Source organism: Rhizobium sp. 9140 (assembly GCF_900067135.1).
Lineage (GTDB): Bacteria > Pseudomonadota > Alphaproteobacteria > Rhizobiales > Rhizobiaceae > Ferranicluibacter.
In genome coordinates this window covers 2,687,220-2,703,353 of record NZ_FJUR01000001.1, presented here as the reverse complement: position 1 = coordinate 2,703,353, position 16,134 = coordinate 2,687,220, and the positions used below count along the sequence as shown (strand labels likewise).

Annotated in this window: 14 protein-coding genes and 1 riboswitch; of the genes, 12 read left to right on the top strand and 2 right to left on the bottom strand. The window is 65.7% G+C overall.

Annotated elements, in window-relative coordinates; genetic code table 11:
- Positions 1-6: 6 nt before the first annotated feature.
- The gene (locus tag GA0004734_RS12730) at positions 7-1,812 is read right to left on the bottom strand and encodes a chloride channel protein (RefSeq protein ID WP_092936275.1); all 1,806 of its coding nucleotides are present in this window, start codon (positions 1,810-1,812) and stop codon (positions 7-9) included.
- Between the two features lie 110 nt (positions 1,813-1,922).
- A riboswitch (cobalamin riboswitch) is annotated at positions 1,923-2,323 on the top strand.
- Positions 2,324-2,494: 171 nt separating this feature from the next.
- Between GA0004734_RS12730 and cobU the strand changes: the two genes are divergently transcribed.
- Genes cobU through cobO form a run of 4 tightly spaced genes read left to right on the top strand, consistent with a single transcriptional unit; the run spans position 2,495 to position 8,537 of the window.
- A complete protein-coding gene (cobU, locus tag GA0004734_RS12725; protein WP_092936274.1) occupies positions 2,495-3,019 on the top strand; it encodes a bifunctional adenosylcobinamide kinase/adenosylcobinamide-phosphate guanylyltransferase in 525 nt (174 codons plus the stop codon).
- 3 nt (positions 3,020-3,022) lie between these two features.
- The gene (gene cobW / locus GA0004734_RS12720) at positions 3,023-4,105 is read left to right on the top strand and encodes a cobalamin biosynthesis protein CobW (RefSeq protein WP_092934203.1); all 1,083 of its coding nucleotides are present in this window, start codon (positions 3,023-3,025) and stop codon (positions 4,103-4,105) included.
- Positions 4,106-4,126: 21 nt separating this feature from the next.
- Positions 4,127-7,888: a cobaltochelatase subunit CobN gene (gene cobN, locus GA0004734_RS12715; RefSeq protein WP_092934201.1), complete on the top strand. Its 3,762-nt coding sequence runs from the start codon at positions 4,127-4,129 to the stop codon at positions 7,886-7,888.
- 19 nt (positions 7,889-7,907) lie between these two features.
- Positions 7,908-8,537, top strand: a complete 630-nt coding sequence (gene cobO / locus GA0004734_RS12710; RefSeq protein ID WP_092934199.1) for a cob(I)yrinic acid a,c-diamide adenosyltransferase — start codon at positions 7,908-7,910, stop codon at positions 8,535-8,537.
- On the opposite strand, the gene GA0004734_RS12705 is transcribed toward cobO, so the two are convergent.
- Positions 8,534-9,319: a TSUP family transporter gene (locus GA0004734_RS12705; protein WP_245292411.1), complete on the bottom strand. Its 786-nt coding sequence runs from the start codon at positions 9,317-9,319 to the stop codon at positions 8,534-8,536. The genes cobO and GA0004734_RS12705 overlap by 4 nt on opposite strands.
- 527 nt (positions 9,320-9,846) lie before the next feature.
- Here GA0004734_RS12705 and GA0004734_RS12700 point away from each other — a divergent pair.
- The 8 genes from GA0004734_RS12700 to GA0004734_RS12665 all read left to right on the top strand — a co-directional run bounded on the left by GA0004734_RS12700 (position 9,847) and on the right by GA0004734_RS12665 (position 16,130).
- Entirely contained in the window at positions 9,847-10,344 is a 498-nt protein-coding gene (locus GA0004734_RS12700; RefSeq protein ID WP_092934197.1) for a cobalamin biosynthesis protein, read from the top strand.
- Positions 10,341-11,162, top strand: a complete 822-nt coding sequence (cobA, locus tag GA0004734_RS12695; protein ID WP_092934195.1) for a uroporphyrinogen-III C-methyltransferase — start codon at positions 10,341-10,343, stop codon at positions 11,160-11,162. The genes GA0004734_RS12700 and cobA overlap by 4 nt, the downstream gene beginning before the upstream one ends.
- On the top strand, positions 11,159-12,484 hold the full coding sequence (locus tag GA0004734_RS12690; RefSeq protein ID WP_092934193.1) for a cobyrinate a,c-diamide synthase: 1,326 nt from the start codon (positions 11,159-11,161) through the stop codon (positions 12,482-12,484). Before cobA ends, GA0004734_RS12690 begins: the two co-directional genes overlap by 4 nt.
- Positions 12,481-13,482 (top strand): threonine-phosphate decarboxylase CobD, encoded by a 1,002-nt coding sequence (gene cobD / locus GA0004734_RS12685; RefSeq protein WP_092934191.1) that lies wholly within the window; start codon positions 12,481-12,483, stop codon positions 13,480-13,482. Before GA0004734_RS12690 ends, cobD begins: the two co-directional genes overlap by 4 nt.
- Positions 13,482-14,456, top strand: a complete 975-nt coding sequence (gene cbiB, locus GA0004734_RS12680) for an adenosylcobinamide-phosphate synthase CbiB (protein ID WP_092934189.1) — start codon at positions 13,482-13,484, stop codon at positions 14,454-14,456. Before cobD ends, cbiB begins: the two co-directional genes overlap by 1 nt.
- 140 nt (positions 14,457-14,596) lie before the next feature.
- Positions 14,597-14,998: a L,D-transpeptidase gene (locus GA0004734_RS12675; protein ID WP_245292410.1), complete on the top strand. Its 402-nt coding sequence runs from the start codon at positions 14,597-14,599 to the stop codon at positions 14,996-14,998.
- Positions 14,999-15,134: 136 nt separating this feature from the next.
- Complete coding sequence (locus GA0004734_RS12670) at positions 15,135-15,413, top strand: acyl carrier protein (RefSeq protein WP_062592716.1); 279 nt, start codon at positions 15,135-15,137, stop codon at positions 15,411-15,413.
- Between the two features lie 186 nt (positions 15,414-15,599).
- Entirely contained in the window at positions 15,600-16,130 is a 531-nt protein-coding gene (locus tag GA0004734_RS12665; RefSeq protein WP_092934185.1) for a 3-hydroxyacyl-ACP dehydratase FabZ family protein, read from the top strand.
- The last annotated feature ends 4 nt before the right edge of the window (positions 16,131-16,134 follow it).

Sequence of the window (16,134 nt, the reverse complement as noted above, 5' to 3'; positions counted from 1 at the left end):
ATCGCTCTAGAATTCGCCGGATGCCTCGCGACGTCTCCGGTCGAGTTCCTCGCTGTAGCGGCGCAGGGTGTAGCTCTCGGTCAGCACCCCGACGACGCGGCGCTCGATGAGATTGTTGCAGACGGCGAGCGCGTCGCTCTCCGTCTTGTCGAACAGGGTCGCCGCCTGCCGGGCGTTCATGTTCGGCTGGAGGAAGTCGTTCGGGAGCTTGATGTAGTCTTCAATGCCCTTGCCGGCGGCATCCTTTTCCACCGGGCTTGCATAAACCTCGGGAATAAGGATGACGCCGCCATAGCGGTTGGTGTCATCCACGACGATGGCGCGCTGGGCCGAGCCGAGCGGGAATTCGGCTTTCAGCTCGTCCAGTGTCGCCTTCGCGTTGATAGTGCGGACATCGGGCCGCATCAGCCGCCCCACGGTCAGGTTGCGGATCCAGCCGACATCGTGGGCGCTGCGAATGCTTTCGCCGCGCAGATGGAAGCGCCACGTGGCGAACGAGTAGCCGAAGGTGGTGCGCACGACCAGCGACGAGGTGATGACGGCCGCCAGCACCAGCGTGGTGATCGGGAAGTCGCCGGTGATCTCCAGCGCGAGAAACGTCATCGTCAGCGGCCCTCCGATAATGGCGACCGCAAGCGAACTCATGCCGACCACGGCATAGATGACCGGCGTCAGCGTGGTGTCGCCAAAGACGTAAGGTACGACGCCGGCAAAGACCTTGCCGAGCAATGCGCCCATGAACAGCGAGGCGAAGAACAGCCCGCCGCGAAAGCCCGAGCCGATCGAGACCGCGGTTGCGACCGACTTCATCAGGAACAGGCCGATCAGCATGGCGAAGGGCGTGGCGTGCGCGAGGTTCAGATGCAGGGCGCCGTGACCGCCGGAGAGCACCTGCGGCGAGATGGTGGCGAGCAGCCCGACGACGACACCGCCGATAGCGGGGCGCAGCGGCGCGGGGATGTCGCTCTTGCGGGCGACCTCTTCCGTCAGCGACACGCCCTTCATGATGAGAATGGCGACGCCGGCGCAAAGCGCGCCGAGGAGGATGGCCGGCACGTAGTCTCCGGGGACGACATCGCCGAATGCGCCGATGTCGATGGTGAATTCTTCGCCCCAGAGCAGGCGCGTCACGAGGTTGGCGACCAGCGCGGAGACGACGACCGGGGTCAGCGAGGCGATGGTGTAGGAGCCGATGATCAGCTCGAAGGCGTAAAAGGCGCCCGTCAGCGGCGCGTTGAAGGCCGCCGCGATAGCACCCGCCGCGCCGCAGCCGAGCAGCGTGCGCAGATCGTTGCGCCGTAATTTCAGATTCACACCGATCTTCGATGCAAGACCGGAGGCGAGCTGCGTGTAGCCGGCCTCCAGACCGACCGACGCGCCGAAACCATTGGAGACGAGGTTCTGCACCGCGACGACGATGCTGTCGGTCAGGGACATCCGCCCCCCGTGCAGCGCATTCGCCTCGATCGGGTCCACCATCGCCTTCTTACGCCAGAGCGCAAGGCCCATCATGATTAGGCCCAGCAGCAGTCCGCCGACGATCGGCGCCATAAGAATGGCGATCTGGCCCTTGAGGTCGGCGGAACTGACGCGCTCATATTCTGAAATACCGAAGATCAGCTTGTGCAGCTGCAACGAGATGAAGCTCATGGCGATGACGGCGAGCCCTGAGGTCAGGCCGACGACGATGCCGGCGACGAGCAGCCCGACCTCGCTGCGCCGGGCGAAGATGCGCCATTCCGAAAAGGTGACGGATTTCCGGGCCAGGCGCTTCACGCGGGCAAGGGTCAGGGACTTCAGGATGTCGGGCATGTCAGGCTCGATCTCGTCGGGCGTCTCCAGGGGTGAAACGCGATGGATCTTCGGGTCGGGCGATGGGGCCGACATAGCGCGGATGATTGACTTGATCCAGCGACGCGCCTAATCTTATCGGCATGGATGGTTCCCGTGCGGCGCGTGTCGTTCGGGAGTAAATGGGAATGCGAAGGGATGGACCCATACAGGGCATCCTCATCGCAGCCGACCCCGCGACTGTAGAACGGTCAGGGTTCGCCATCCGGTCTCGTCCGAAGGGCGACGGACCATGCCGCGTGGTGCGGCTGGCGTCACCAGACGGGCAGGGCCGGAAAAGCCACTGAAACAGCGATGCGAGCAACCGGGGTCGGACGCCTCTTTATCTACGAATCGTCCACCTCTTCGACATCGACCCGACGGTCAAACGCCGGGCAACCTGTTTCGGGAAGGCGAGGCGAACCCGTTCTCAGGGCTTTCGCCCTGCGTGACGCCGTGAGCCAGGAGACCTGCCAGCCACACCGCGCCGCATCCTCATGATGCTGCGTTCCAGCGCCAGCACGGAGGTTGTCGTGGCACACGAGACGTTCGCCCACCGGGTTTTCCGGGCCGGCGGTTTTTACCCATGCCCGTCCGGTGTATACCGGAGCCGCAGGCTGCCTTCGCTTCCATGGAACGGGAGCAGCGGGATAGCCGCGCGCGCATGACATCTCCCCTTCACGGTGCCACACTCGTGCTTGGCGGCGCACGCTCCGGCAAGTCGAACTTTGCCGAGCGGCTGGCTGTGGAAACGGGTCTTGTCCGGCATTACATCGCCACGGGCCGCGCCTTCGATGACGAGATGCGCACGCGGATCGACACCCACAGGACGTCGCGCGGCGATCTCTGGACGACGCATGAGGAGCCGTTCGATCTCGTTGGCCGTCTCTCGGTCATAGACGCCGTCGGCTGCGTCGTTCTTGTCGATTGCCTGACGCTCTGGGTCACAAATCTCATGCTGGAAGAGCGCGATGTCGCGGCGGAATCGGAGCGGCTCGTCGCCAGCCTTTCGGCGCTTCGCGCCTCCGTCATTTTCGTTTCCAACGAGGTGGGCCTCGGCATCGTGCCGGATAACCGCATGGCGCGGGACTTCCGCGATCACGCCGGCCGGCTCCACCAGCAGGTCGCGGCGCAGGCACGCGACGTCTATTTCGTGGCGGCAGGACTGCCGCTCAAGATGAAGGGTTAATCCATGACATTTTCAAAGACCGGCGACCGGACAAACCCGGGCGCCAAGATCCCCGCGACCGTCATCACCGGCTTTCTCGGTGCCGGCAAGACGACGATGATCCGCAACATTCTGGAAAATGCGGAAGGCCGGCGGATCGCGCTGATCATCAACGAGTTCGGCGATCTCGGCGTTGACGGCGACGTCCTGAAGGGCTGCGGCGCCGAGGCGTGCAGCGAGGACGATATCATCGAGCTGACCAATGGCTGCATCTGCTGCACGGTGGCGGATGATTTCATTCCCACCATGACCCGCCTTCTGGAGCGGGACGGACGCCCCGACCATATCGTCATCGAAACCTCCGGCCTTGCACTCCCTCAGCCGCTGATCGCCGCGTTCAACTGGCCGGATATCCGCACGCAGGTGACGGTGGACGGCGTGATCACCGTGGTGGACAGCGCCGCCGTCGCCGCCGGGCGCTTTGCCGACGATCACGACAAGGTGGATGCCGCGCGCGCGCAGGACGACAATCTCGACCACGAGAGCCCGATCGAGGAGCTGTTCGAAGACCAGCTGACCGCCGCCGACCTCATCGTCCTCAACAAGACCGACCTCCTGGATGCAGCCGGCATCGACGCCGTCCGCCGCGAGGTCGCTTCGCGCACGATCCGCAAGCCGATGATGATCGAAGCCGCCAACGGCGCGGTGCCGGCCTCCGTTCTGCTCGGCCTCGGCGTCGGCACGGAGGACGATATCGCCAACCGCAAGTCCCACCACGAGATGGAGCATGAGGCCGGCGAGGAGCACGACCACGACGAGTTTGCCAGTTTCGTTGTGGAACTCGGCCCGATTTCCGATCCCGCAGCCTTCGTATCGCGGCTGAAGGACATCGTCTCTGCGCATGATGTCCTGCGGCTGAAGGGCTTTGCGGATGTTCCCGGCAAGCCGATGCGGCTTCTGATCCAGGCCGTGGGAACGCGGATCGATCCCTATTTCGACCGTGCATGGGCAACCGGTGAAGCCCGCCGCACGCGTCTCGTCGTCATCGGCCTTCACGATCTCGACGAGGCGGCGGTGCGTGCTGCCATCGTCGCGTCTGCGGCATAAGACGGACGGGATTGGCGGCGGATGCATCTTCTTCTTGCGCAGAAAGGCACGATCTCGGACGGGGACGAGGCCATCGATCTCGGTCAGTCGCCGGGCGAGATCCTCTTCCTCTCCGCCGCCGATACGGAGCTTTCCGCCATCGCCAGCGCCTGCAAGGCCGAACCCGACGGGCGGACCCTGCGGGCGGCAAGCCTCCTCTCGCTGAAGCACCCGATGTCGGTCGATACCTATGTCGAGCGTACCGCGCGGCATGCAAAGCTGATAATCGTACGGGCACTCGGCGGCGCTTCCTATTTCCAGTATGTGTTGGAAGCCCTTCACGCCACGGCCGTGACCCATAGAGCAAAAATCGCCGTGCTCCCCGGTTATGACAAGCCGGATCCGGCGCTCGATGCCTATTCCACCGTGTCCGCAGACGATCGGGCGGCGATGCTCGCCTATTTCACCGAGGGCGGCCCTGAGAATATGCAGCGGTTCCTTGCGTATGCCCATGCACTCGTCGATGACGGCGAGCGGCCGGCGGCGGCAACGCCGCTGTTGCGGGCCGGCATCTGGTCGCCGCACGAGGGTATCGTCGGCGCGGAGAACTGGGGGCGAACGCACGCCGGAAGTCAGCCGATCGTGGCGCTCTGCTTCTACCGTGCGCTCGTCCAGTCCGGCGAGACACGACCTGTTGCAGCCCTGGTCGAGGCCCTTTCGGCCGAGGGCATGCGGGTTCTCCCGGTTTTCGTCTCCAGCTTGAAGGATGCCCTGTCCGTCGGCACGGTCGAGGCGATCTTCGCGCGGTTCACGCCGGATGTCGTTCTCAATGCCACGAGCTTTGCCGTTTCCGCCCCGGGCGGCGATCACAAGGGGACCGTGCTCGATGCCGGCGGCGCGCCGGTGTTGCAGGTCCTGTTCTCCGCGTCGACACGGCAGGCATGGGAAAGCTCGTCGCAGGGCCTGATGGCGCGCGATCTCGCGATGAACGTCGCGCTTCCCGAGGTGGATGGACGCATTCTCTCCCGTGCCGTCTCGTTCAAGGCGGCGGCGATCTACGACGAGGCGGTCGAGACGAATATCGTCGGGCATGCGCCCCTGGCCGACAGGGTCGCGTTCGTCGCAAAGCTCGCGGCAAACTGGGCGCGCCTGAACCACACGCCGCCGGCCGAGCGCAAGGTCGCCATCGTTCTCGCCAACTATCCGAATCGCGATGGCCGTCTCGGCAACGGCGTCGGGCTGGACACGCCCGCCGGCACCATCGGGGTGCTGCGCGCGATGGCGAAGGCGGGGTATCCGGCGACCGAGCTGCCCGCAGACGGCGATGCGCTGATCCGCTATCTCATGGAAGGCCCGACGAACGCGGCGCGTGACGGGCGGCATATTCGCGAGACGCTGTCTTTCAACGATTACAACGCGTTCTTCGCAACACTTCCCGAAAAGATTCAAACCGAGGTCACGGCACGCTGGGGCGATCCCTCGCGCGACCCTTATGCCGATGGCGACCGCTTCGCGCTGCCGCTTGCGCGTCTCGGCGGCGTGCTCATCGGCATCCAGCCGGCGCGCGGCTACAATATCGACCCGAAGGAAACCTACCATTCGCCGGACCTCGTGCCGCCGCATGTTTATCTCGCCTTCTATGCGTTCCTGCGCCAATCTTTCGGCGCCCACGCCGTCATCCATATGGGCAAGCATGGCAATCTCGAATGGCTGCCGGGCAAGGCCCTGGCGCTGTCGGAGACCTGCTACCCGGAAGCGGTGTTCGGCCCGCTGCCGCATCTCTACCCGTTCATCGTCAACGATCCCGGCGAGGGAAGCCAAGCCAAGCGCCGGACATCGGCCGTCATCATCGATCACCTGACGCCGCCGCTGACCCGCGCCGAAACCTATGGCGCGCTCCGCGATCTCGAAGGTCTGGTCGATGAATATTACGACGCCGCCGGTGGCGATCCCCGGCGCCTGCGGCTGCTCTCCAACCAGATCCTGCATCTCGTCCGCGACATCGGGCTCGATGCGGATGCCGGCATTGCCGAGACGGATGGCGAGGAGGCGGCGTTGCAGAAGCTCGACGCCTATCTCTGCGATCTGAAGGAAATGCAGATCCGCGACGGCCTCCACGTCTTCGGCGTGTCGCCCGAAGGGCGTCTCCTGACCGACCTGACGCTGGCGCTCGCCCGTGTGCCGCGCGGCAGCGGCGAGGGCGGCGATGCCAGCCTGCAACGGGCGATCGCGCGCGATTGCGGGCTCGTCAACGGGGAGGGCGCGGATAGGACGGCGTTCGACCCGCTCGACTGCGCACCGGCCACGCTCTGGCAGGGCGCGCGCCCGCCGCTTCTTCTGGCTGCGAGTGACGATCCATGGCGCAGCGAAGGCGATACCGTCGAGCGAATCGAATTGCTCGCGGCAAAGCTGGTCGGCGGCGAGATGGCCTGCCCGCACGGCTGGGCGGCGACGCGCGCCGTTCTCGATGCCGTCGAGGCGCGGCTGAGGCCATCGTTGATTGCCTGCGGGCCGGCGGAGATCGCCGGTCTCATGGCCGGTCTCGACGGTCGGTTCGTGGCGCCCGGGCCTTCCGGCGCGCCGACGCGGGGGCGGCCGGACGTGCTGCCCACAGGGCGCAACTTCTATTCCGTCGATAGCCGCGCCGTGCCGACGCCGGCCGCTTTCGAACTTGGCAAGAAATCGGCCGATCTCCTCATCCGGCGCTATTTGCAGGATCATGGCGCGTGGCCGACGGCGCTCGGCCTCACCGCCTGGGGCACCTCCAACATGCGCACCGGCGGAGACGATATCGCGCAGGCGCTGGCACTCATCGGCGCGAAACCGCTCTGGGACCCGATGTCACGACGCGTCACGGGCTACGAGATCGTTCCCCCGGCGCTTCTCGGCCGCCCACGCGTCGATGTTACGCTGCGCGTCTCCGGCTTCTTTCGCGATGCCTTCCCCGAGCAGATCGCGCTGTTCGACAGCGCGGTACGTGCCATCGGCGCGCTGGAAGAAGACGACGAGGACAATGCCATTGCGGCCCGCATCCGCCGCGAGAGCGCGGAATGGCGCGAAAAGGGCCTGAGTGCTGCGGATGCCGAACGCCGCGCCTCCTACCGCGTCTTCGGCTCCAAGCCCGGCGCCTACGGTGCCGGGCTGCAGGCGCTGATGGACGAGAAGCGCGGGCCGGAACGCTCCGAGCTTGCCGACGCCTATCTCACCTGGGGCGGCTATGCCTATGGCGCGCATGCCGAGGGTCGGGATGAGCGGGAGATGCTGGAGACGCGTCTTGCTTGCGTGCAGGCCGTGGTGCAGAATCAGGACAACCGCGAGCACGATCTTCTCGACAGCGACGACTACTACCAGTTCGAAGGCGGCATGAGCGCTGCCGTAGAGCATCTCTCCGGCACGCGGCCTGTGATCTACCACAACGACCATTCCCGCCCGGAAAAGCCGGTCATCCGGTCGCTGGAAGAGGAAATCGGCCGCGTCGTGCGCGGGCGGGTGGTCAATCCGAAATGGATCGCCGGCATGATGCGGCACGGCTACAAGGGCGCTTTCGAGATGGCGGCGACCGTCGATTATCTTTTCGCCTTCGCTGCGACCACAGGCGCTGTCCGCAGCCAGCATTTCGAGGCGGTCTATCAGGCCTTCGTGCTGGACGATGCCGTGCGCGCCTTCATGGAGGAGGCCAACCGCCATGCCTTCCGCGATCTGGCAGCCCGGCTGACCGAGGCCATCGACCGGGGATACTGGCAGCCGCGCTCCAACTCGGCACGATTCGCGCTTTCAAACAGCCTGACGCTCAGGGCGTCGTGAGAACCCCAAGGGACGAGATATGACCGAGGAAACACCGGCCGCCGAGGTCGATCTGGAGCGTCACGCCATGAAGATGGCGAAGAAGAAGGTCGCACGCGAAAAGATCATGGCGACGAAGACCGACGGCAAAGGCCTCATCATGGTCCACACCGGCAAGGGCAAGGGCAAGACCACCGCCGGCTTCGGCATGATCTTCCGCCACATCGCCCACGGCATGCCGTCCGCCGTCGTGCAGTACATCAAGGGTGGATGGGAGACGGGGGAGCGGACGCTGATCGAGACGCATTTCCAGCATCTCTGCCGTTTCTACACGCTTGGCGAAGGCTTCACATGGGAAACGCAGGATCGCGCCCGAGATGTGGCGATGGCGCAGAAGGCGTGGGAAACCTCCAAGGAACTGATCCGCGATCCTGCCAATTCGATGGTCCTGCTGGACGAGATCAACATCGCCCTGCGATACGACTACATCGATATCCACGAGGTCGTGCAGTTCCTGCGGGAGGAAAAGCCGCCAATGACGCATGTGGTGCTGACCGGCCGCAATGCGCGCGAGGAACTGATCGAAATCGCTGACCTTGTGACCGAGATGGAACTCGTCAAGCACCCGTTCCGCTCGGGCATCAAGGCACAGGTGGGCGTCGAGTATTAGATTCCCAGCCAGACCCGAACCGGATTCATCGGATCGGCGAGCAGGCGTATGGCGAGTGCGATGCAGGTGACGACCAGCAGCGGCTTGATGATTTTGGCGCCGCGCTTCATGGCGAAGCGCGAGCCGACCTGCGCACCGGCAAACTGCCCGACGCCCATCATCAGCCCGACCTTCCACAGCACGACGCCATACCAGGCCAGCACGAGGAAGCCGCCGATATTGGAGCCGAAATTGAGGAGCTTGGTATGCGCCGTCGCCTTGAGGACGCCGAAGCCGGCAAGCGCAATGAAGGCCAGCATGAAGAAGGAGCCGGTGCCGGGGCCGAAGATGCCGTCGTAAAAGCCGATGGCAGGCACGATGGTGAGGCCGAACACGAAGGGCGTGATGCGCTGGGCGCGGTCGAGATCCGCCACGTTCGGCTTCAGCGCGAAGTAGAGCGCGATGCCGATGAGCAGGAACGGCAGCACGGCGCGCAGCACATCGCCGGGAACCACGGTCGCCACCATGGCGCCGATCCCGCCGCCGGCAAGCGACAGGAGCGCCATCGGCAGCTGGCTCTTCAGGTTCACATGGCCGGCTCTGGCATAGGCAAGACTGGCCGAGCCCGAGCCGAACAGCGACTGGAGCTTGTTGGTGCCGAGCGTTTCCAGCGGCGGCAGGCCGGCCAGCAGCATGGCCGGCACGGTGATCATGCCGCCGCCGCCAGCGATGCTGTCGATGAAGCCGGCGACGAACGCTGCAAGGAAAAGGAAAAGGAGCAGATGAAACGCGAGATCGTGCACGATGGACCTTGGGCCGTGTCGCCGGCAGAGGGTGTTCCGGGAAGCGCGCGCTCCGGGCGCAGGCGCAGACGCTCTTTGGCAGAGCCGGCGGACAAAGGAAAGGGCCGGCGGGGAGGCAGGATGCCGGTGACGGGTATGCTTGCGCCGTGTTCCCGGTCTTTCCTTTCGCATCCGGTCCCGCAACCCGTCTCGCATCGCGCGCTCGACCGTTGCTGCGGGAACCGAAAGGGCGGATTTTGTCATGGCGTCTTCATAAGCAATTCCGATCTGCGCAAATCTCTTGTAAAAGACCCCGAATGCGACGGCGCCCGGTTCGGGCTGAAAACGCGTCCGGTGCGGCCGACCCTGATCGGGGGCTCATGCCGGAGCTGTCGAGGCCTCGGCCGGGGAGAGATCCCCAGCCGCTCGGCGTCTGCGCGACCATGGCCTGCGGTGTCGGTATCGACCGCCGCATCGCTGCGGGATCTGGAACGCGGCTTCCTGTCCGGCCTTTTCAGGCGCAGGTGGCGTGCAGCGGAGAGCGTGGAATGACGATGAGCGGTGAGACGACGGGGTGCGGGCTTGTTCTCGGCCTCGGCTGCCGGCCGGGGTCATCCGCCGCCGAGGTGCTCGATCTCGCGCGGGCCGTGCTGGCGGAGGCCGGCTATCCCGCACTGCCACTCCACGCCGTCGCCTCGCTCGATGCCCGCGCCACGGAGCCCGCCATCCTTGCCATTGCCGATGCTTTCGCGGTTCCGCTCCTGACATTCAACGCCACCCGGCTGGAAGAGGAGACGCCGCGCATCGTGACGCCGTCGGCGGACGTTTTCCGCCTGACCGGATGCCACAGCGTTGCGGAGGCATCCGCCCTTGCCGCTGCCGGTATCGGCGGGCGGCTCGTGGTGGCAAAGCGCGCGTCTCGACAGGCGACCGCTGCCGTCGTGGAAACCTTTTCGAAACAGCTGTTTGCCGCCGCGTCTTCAACTGGTTTGGCGACAGCTTCCCAGAATGATTCATCCTTTGCAGCCCTGGAGTTGGCGGGATGAGCGTTTTCCCCTTCGAAGGCCTGCCGCTGATGGCGCCCGGCGCGGTCTGGCTGGTCGGGGCGGGGCCGGGCGATCCTGGCCTGCTGACGCTGCATGCGGTCAACGCCCTGCGGCAGGCGGATGTGATCGTGCATGATGCGCTGGTGGATGCCGCCTGCCTGTCTCTTGCGCGGCCCGGCGCCGTTCTGGAATTCGCCGGCAAGCGCGGCGGCAAGCCCTCGCCGAAGCAGCGCGACATCTCGCTGCGCCTCGTGGCTCTCGCGCAGGAGGGCAAACGCGTGCTGCGGCTGAAGGGTGGCGATCCCTTCGTGTTCGGTCGCGGGGGCGAAGAGGCGCTGGTGCTGGTCGAGCACGGCATTCCCTTCCGGGTCGTACCCGGCATTACTGCGGGTATTGGCGGTCTCGCCTATGCCGGCATCCCCGTCACCCACCGCGATATCACCCATGTCGTCACCTTTCTCACCGGCCATGATTCCTCGGGTCTCGTGCCGGATCGCGTCGATTGGGCAAGCGTCGCCAAGGGGTCGCCGGTCATCGTCATGTATATGGCGATGAAGCACATCCGTGAAATCACCGCGAACCTGCTGGCCGCCGGCCGCGCGCCGGACGAGCCGCTGGCCTTCGTCAGCAATGCCGCCACGTCCCGCCAGTCGGTTCTCGAAACGACGCTCGGCCAGGCCGCCGCCGATGCCGCCGCGGCCGGCGTCTCGCCCCCGGCCATCGTCGTTCTCGGCGAGGTCGTGCGGCTGCGCTCCGTCCTCGACTGGCTCGGCTCCGCGCAGGCCGATGGGGTGCTGACGAAGGAATACTCGGCATGAGCGGTATCCTGATCGCCGCCCCGTCCTCCGGTTCCGGCAAGACCACCATTACCCTCGGCCTGTTGCGCGCCCTCAGCCGGCGCGGCGTTGCCGTGTCTCCGGGTAAGGCGGGGCCGGATTACATCGATCCCGCCTTCCACACGGCGGCCTGCGGCATCGCCTGCGTCAATTACGATCCCTGGGCCATGCGTCCCGCTCTGCTCGATGCGCAGGCCTTCCGCGCGCGGGACGGTGGCCGCCTTCTGGTCGTCGAGGCCATGATGGGCCTGTTCGATGCGGCGCTGGATGGCACCGGCGCGCCGGCCGATCTTGCGGCGTCTCTGGGTCTGCCGGTCGTGCTGGTGGTGGATTGCGGCCGGATGGCACAGTCCGTGGCGGCGCTCGTGTCCGGCTATGCCCGCTTCCGCGCCGATGTGCGACTCGCCGGCGTCATCCTCAACAAGGTCGGCAGTCCGAAGCACGAAGCCATGCTGCGCGGCGCACTGGCGTCTATCGATATGCCCGTACTCGGCGTGATCGGTCGCGATCCCGGCCTCGCCTTGCCCGAGCGGCATCTCGGCCTCGTTCAGGCCGGTGAACATGGCGGCCTCGATCTCTTCATCGACCATGCGGCCGACGCGGTCGAGGCGGGTTGCGATCTCGCCGCGCTGGTGGCGCTCGGTGCGCAGGCCCGTCCGGTTCGGTCGCCCACAGGGCAGGTCGTGGCGCTCGACCCGCTCGGGTCGCGAATCGCGATTGCGCGCGACGTCGCATTTGCCTTCGCCTATCAGCACCTGCTGGACGGATGGCACGTAGCGGGTGCTTCTCTCTCTTTCTTCTCGCCGCTGGCCAACGAGGCGCCGGCGGACGATGCCGATGCCGTCTACCTGCCCGGCGGCTATCCGGAACTGCATGCGGAGACGTTGTCGGCGGCCGGAACCTTCCGTGCCGGCATGCGGGCTGCGGCCGCACGAGAGGCGCGGATCTTCGGCGAGTGCGGTGGCTATATGACGCTCGGCGAGGGGCTTATCGATGCGTCGGGCAAGCGCCACCCGATGCTCGGCCTCCTGCCGCTAACCACCAGCTTTGCCGAACGACGCCGGCATCTCGGTTACCGTCGCATCCGGCCGCTGGATGAAACGGGCGCTTTCAAGCCGATGATGGCGCATGAATTCCACTACGCGACGATCGTCTCGGAAGGTGACGCGGCACCCCTGTTTGCGGTCGAGGATGCCACGGGTGCCTCGCTCGGTACGGCTGGCCTCAGCGCCGGAACGGTCGCCGGCTCCTTCATGCACCTCATCGACCGCGCGCCGGAACACATCACCACGGAGCCCGCATGACAGCGCCGATCCAGCATGGCGGCGGTCTGGCTCGGGCCATGGCGGAATATGGCGGTATAGCGGCGGACTGGCTGGATCTTTCCACCGGAATCAACCCCTGCCCACCGCCGCTTCCGGACATTCCCGCATCCGCTTGGCACCGTCTGCCGGATGCGGACCTCGTGCACCGGACCGAAATGACTGCTGCCGCTTTCTACGGCACCGGTTCGCTGCGGCCGCTGGCCGTGCCGGGGACGCAGTCCGTCATCCAGCAATTGCCCGCTCTCGCCGCGCCGGGCCGGCCTGTCGCGATTCTCGGGCCGACCTATGGCGAGTATCAGGGGGTGCTGTCGCTCGCCGGTTTCGCGGTCGATCCGATTGCGGATATCGGCGAACTTCGCCCCGATCACGGTCTTGCCGTCATCGTCAATCCGAACAACCCGACGGGACGCCTGCTGCCGCGCGATACGCTGCTGGATCTCGCAGACCGCATGGCGGCGCAGGGCGGACGGCTGGTCGTGGACGAAGCTTTCGGCGACGGGATGTCAGGCAACAGTGTCGCCGCCGAGGCGTTCGCCCATCCCGGCCTCATCGTCTTCCGCTCCTTCGGCAAGGTCTTCGGATATGCCGGCATCCGCCTCGGCTTCGTCATGGCTGCGCCCGCCGTGCTGGAGGCCCTGGCCACGGCGCTTGGCCCCTGGGCCGTGTCCGGGCCGGCGCTGGCGGTCGCAGAGCATCTGTTTCGGGGCGATATCGACGGCTTGCGGTCGCGGATCGCCGAGCGCAAGGCCGGGCTGGACGGCGTTCTGTCGGAGGCCGGCGTCCGCACGGCGGGCGGCACGCATCTGTTCGCGCTCATCGAGGTCGCCGATGGCGCCGCCCTTCGGCACGCCCTTGGCGAGCGGCATATCCTCACGCGCAGCTTCGACTACGCACCCCGCTGGGTGCGGCTAGGCCTCACGCCGGATCCCGCATCCGACATCCGGTTGCTCGACGCGCTTCGCGAGGTTGCCGCCTGATGCATCTCGTTATTCTCGCAGCCGGTCTTGCAATAGACCGTATCGTCGGCGATCCCGACTGGCTCTGGCGCCGCCTGCCGCATCCCGTCGTCCTGTTCGGCAAAGCCATTGGCGCCTGTGAACGAAGGCTGAACCGGCGACATCTCAGCGGGCCGCAGCTTCGCCGACGCGGTGTGGTGGCGATATCAGCGCTTCTTCTGCTGTCCGCCGCGATTGGCCTGCTCATCCATCTCGCGCTGTCGTCGCTCGGCCTTGCCGGCGCCGTGGTCGAGGCCCTGATCGTCGCGATCTTCCTCGCGCAAAAGAGCCTGTCCGATCACGTCCTGCGCGTCGCCACCGGCCTGCGCGAGGGCGGGCTTGCGGGCGGAAGGCGGGCGGTCGCAATGATCGTCGGGCGCGATCCCGAAAGCCTCGACGAAGCGGGCGTCTGCCGCGCCGCCATCGAGAGCCTGGCCGAGAACTTTTCGGACGGGGTCGTGGCGCCGCTCTTCTGGTATGCGATCTCTGGGCTTCCAGGGCTCTTCGCCTACAAAATGCTCAACACGGCCGATTCGATGATCGGCCACAAGACGGAGCGTTATCTCCACTTCGGCCGGGCGTCGGCACGATTGGACGATGTCGCAAACCTCCCGGCCGCGCGGCTTTCCATGCTGCTAATTGCATGTGGAGCATGGTGGCGGCTTGGCCAGCGGGCAGGGCGGGATGCGCTCTCCGTCGCCCTGCGGGATCAGGGGCTTCACCGGTCACCTAATTCCGGCTGGCCCGAGGCGGCTATGGCAGGCGCGCTCAACCTTCAACTCGCCGGCCCCCGCCTTTACGCCGGCGGCCGGGTGGAAGAGCCGATGATGAATGCCGCCGGTCGGCCGGTCGCCACGGTGGACGATATCTTTCGCGGCGTCAGGGTCTTCCATGCCGCCTGCACGCTGGCGCTGGCTGCGGTGGTTTCCGCAGCCTTATGTCAGAACTTATTTTAACGCTCTGTTTCCACTGCTGTTTAAGTCTTTCTCCGTCCTCCCTGGAGTAGTATCCTCCGCAGTGGGGACATCGTACCGTTGCGGTACGCCAGGGGGATCGGATGCGTCGTTTTTTTCTCGCCGCTGTGGCGGTATCGTGCATGACCATGGCGATCGCTGTGATGCCGAGCACGGCAAGCGCCGCGACGCTCGTCGCCCGCATCAGCCTTTCCAGCCAGACGATGACGGTCAGCGAGAACGGGATCGTTCTGCACCAGTGGCAGGTTTCCACGGCGCGCCGGGGCTATGTCACACCGCAGGGCAGCTGGAGCGCGAAATGGCTCTCCCGCAATCACCGTTCGCGAAAATACAACGATGCGCCCATGCCCTTCGCCGTCTTCTTCAACGGCGGTTATGCCGTCCACGCGACCTTTGATCTGAAGAGACTCGGGCGACCCGCATCGCATGGCTGCGTGCGGTTGCATCCCCGAAATGCGGCGGCGTTCTTTACGTTGGCGAGCCAGGCGGGATTGAAGAACACGCGCATCGTCATCGCCGATTGACGTCGCCCATGCTGCAACGCGGTCCTTTCGGCAACAGGGCGGCGCAAAAATCCCTGCATGGCCGGAAGGCCATTGGCTTTTCGCGCGCAGTTACCCTATAGCTTCGGCAAAACTTGCCATTCAAAGAGGTCCGCGCGTGACAGCCACATTCGACAAGGTCGCCGATATCATTGCAGAAACCAGCGAGATCGATCGCGAGACGATCACGCCGGAAAGCCACACGATCGACGATCTGGGCATCGACAGCCTCGATTTCCTCGACATCGTGTTTGCGATCGACAAGGAATTCGGCATCAAGATTCCGCTGGAAAAGTGGACGCAGGACGTCAACGAAGGCAAGGCCTCGACCGAGGAATACTTCGTTCTGAAGAACCTCTGCGCCAAGATCGACGAACTGCGCGCTGCCAAGGCCTGATCGGCCTTTCCAACTGCACCCGTTCCGCGATGCCGCCTGACGCCGCTCTTGCGCGCTTGACAGGCGGCATCGCCGTTTCTACCTGACGGCCTCGAACGCAATGTCCGGGTGCCGCCGTCACCGGTCCTCGATACCTGTTGCGGGTCGCCCCTCGCAGGCTTGAAGGTGGTCAGCGGATGATGTCGTATGCTGCTTGAATATTTCCAGATGATCGACCGTGTCGAGGCCGTCGACATGACGGCGAAGACGCTGCGCGCCCGCTCCGTCGTGCCGGCGCAGAGCCCGGTTTTCGAAGGTCATTTCCCCGGTTATCCGCTCGTCCCCGGCGTTCTCCTCATCGAAACGATGGCGCAGGCCTCCGGCTTTCTCGTGCTGGCCGTGACCGATTTCGCCGCGATGCCGTTCCTGATGACGGTGGACGGCGCGAAGATGCGCTCCTTTGTCGAGCCCGAAGCCGTGCTCGACATCGAGGTCGTGCTGGAGCATGACGGCTCGGGCTTTGCCGTGACGAAGGCGAAGATCTCGTCCGCCGGCAAGCGGATCGCCGATGCCCAGCTGAAATTGCGGACCGTCCCCTTCGATCAGCTGCCGCTCGGCCCCATCGTCCGCAAGCGGGCCGACGAGGTCGGGTTGACGGCCGCGCTGGCCGCCCAGGTTTCCCCGGAAATATCCCCGGAGCTGCCACCGGAATCGCCCCCAGAATCGCCTAAGGAGTGACCGC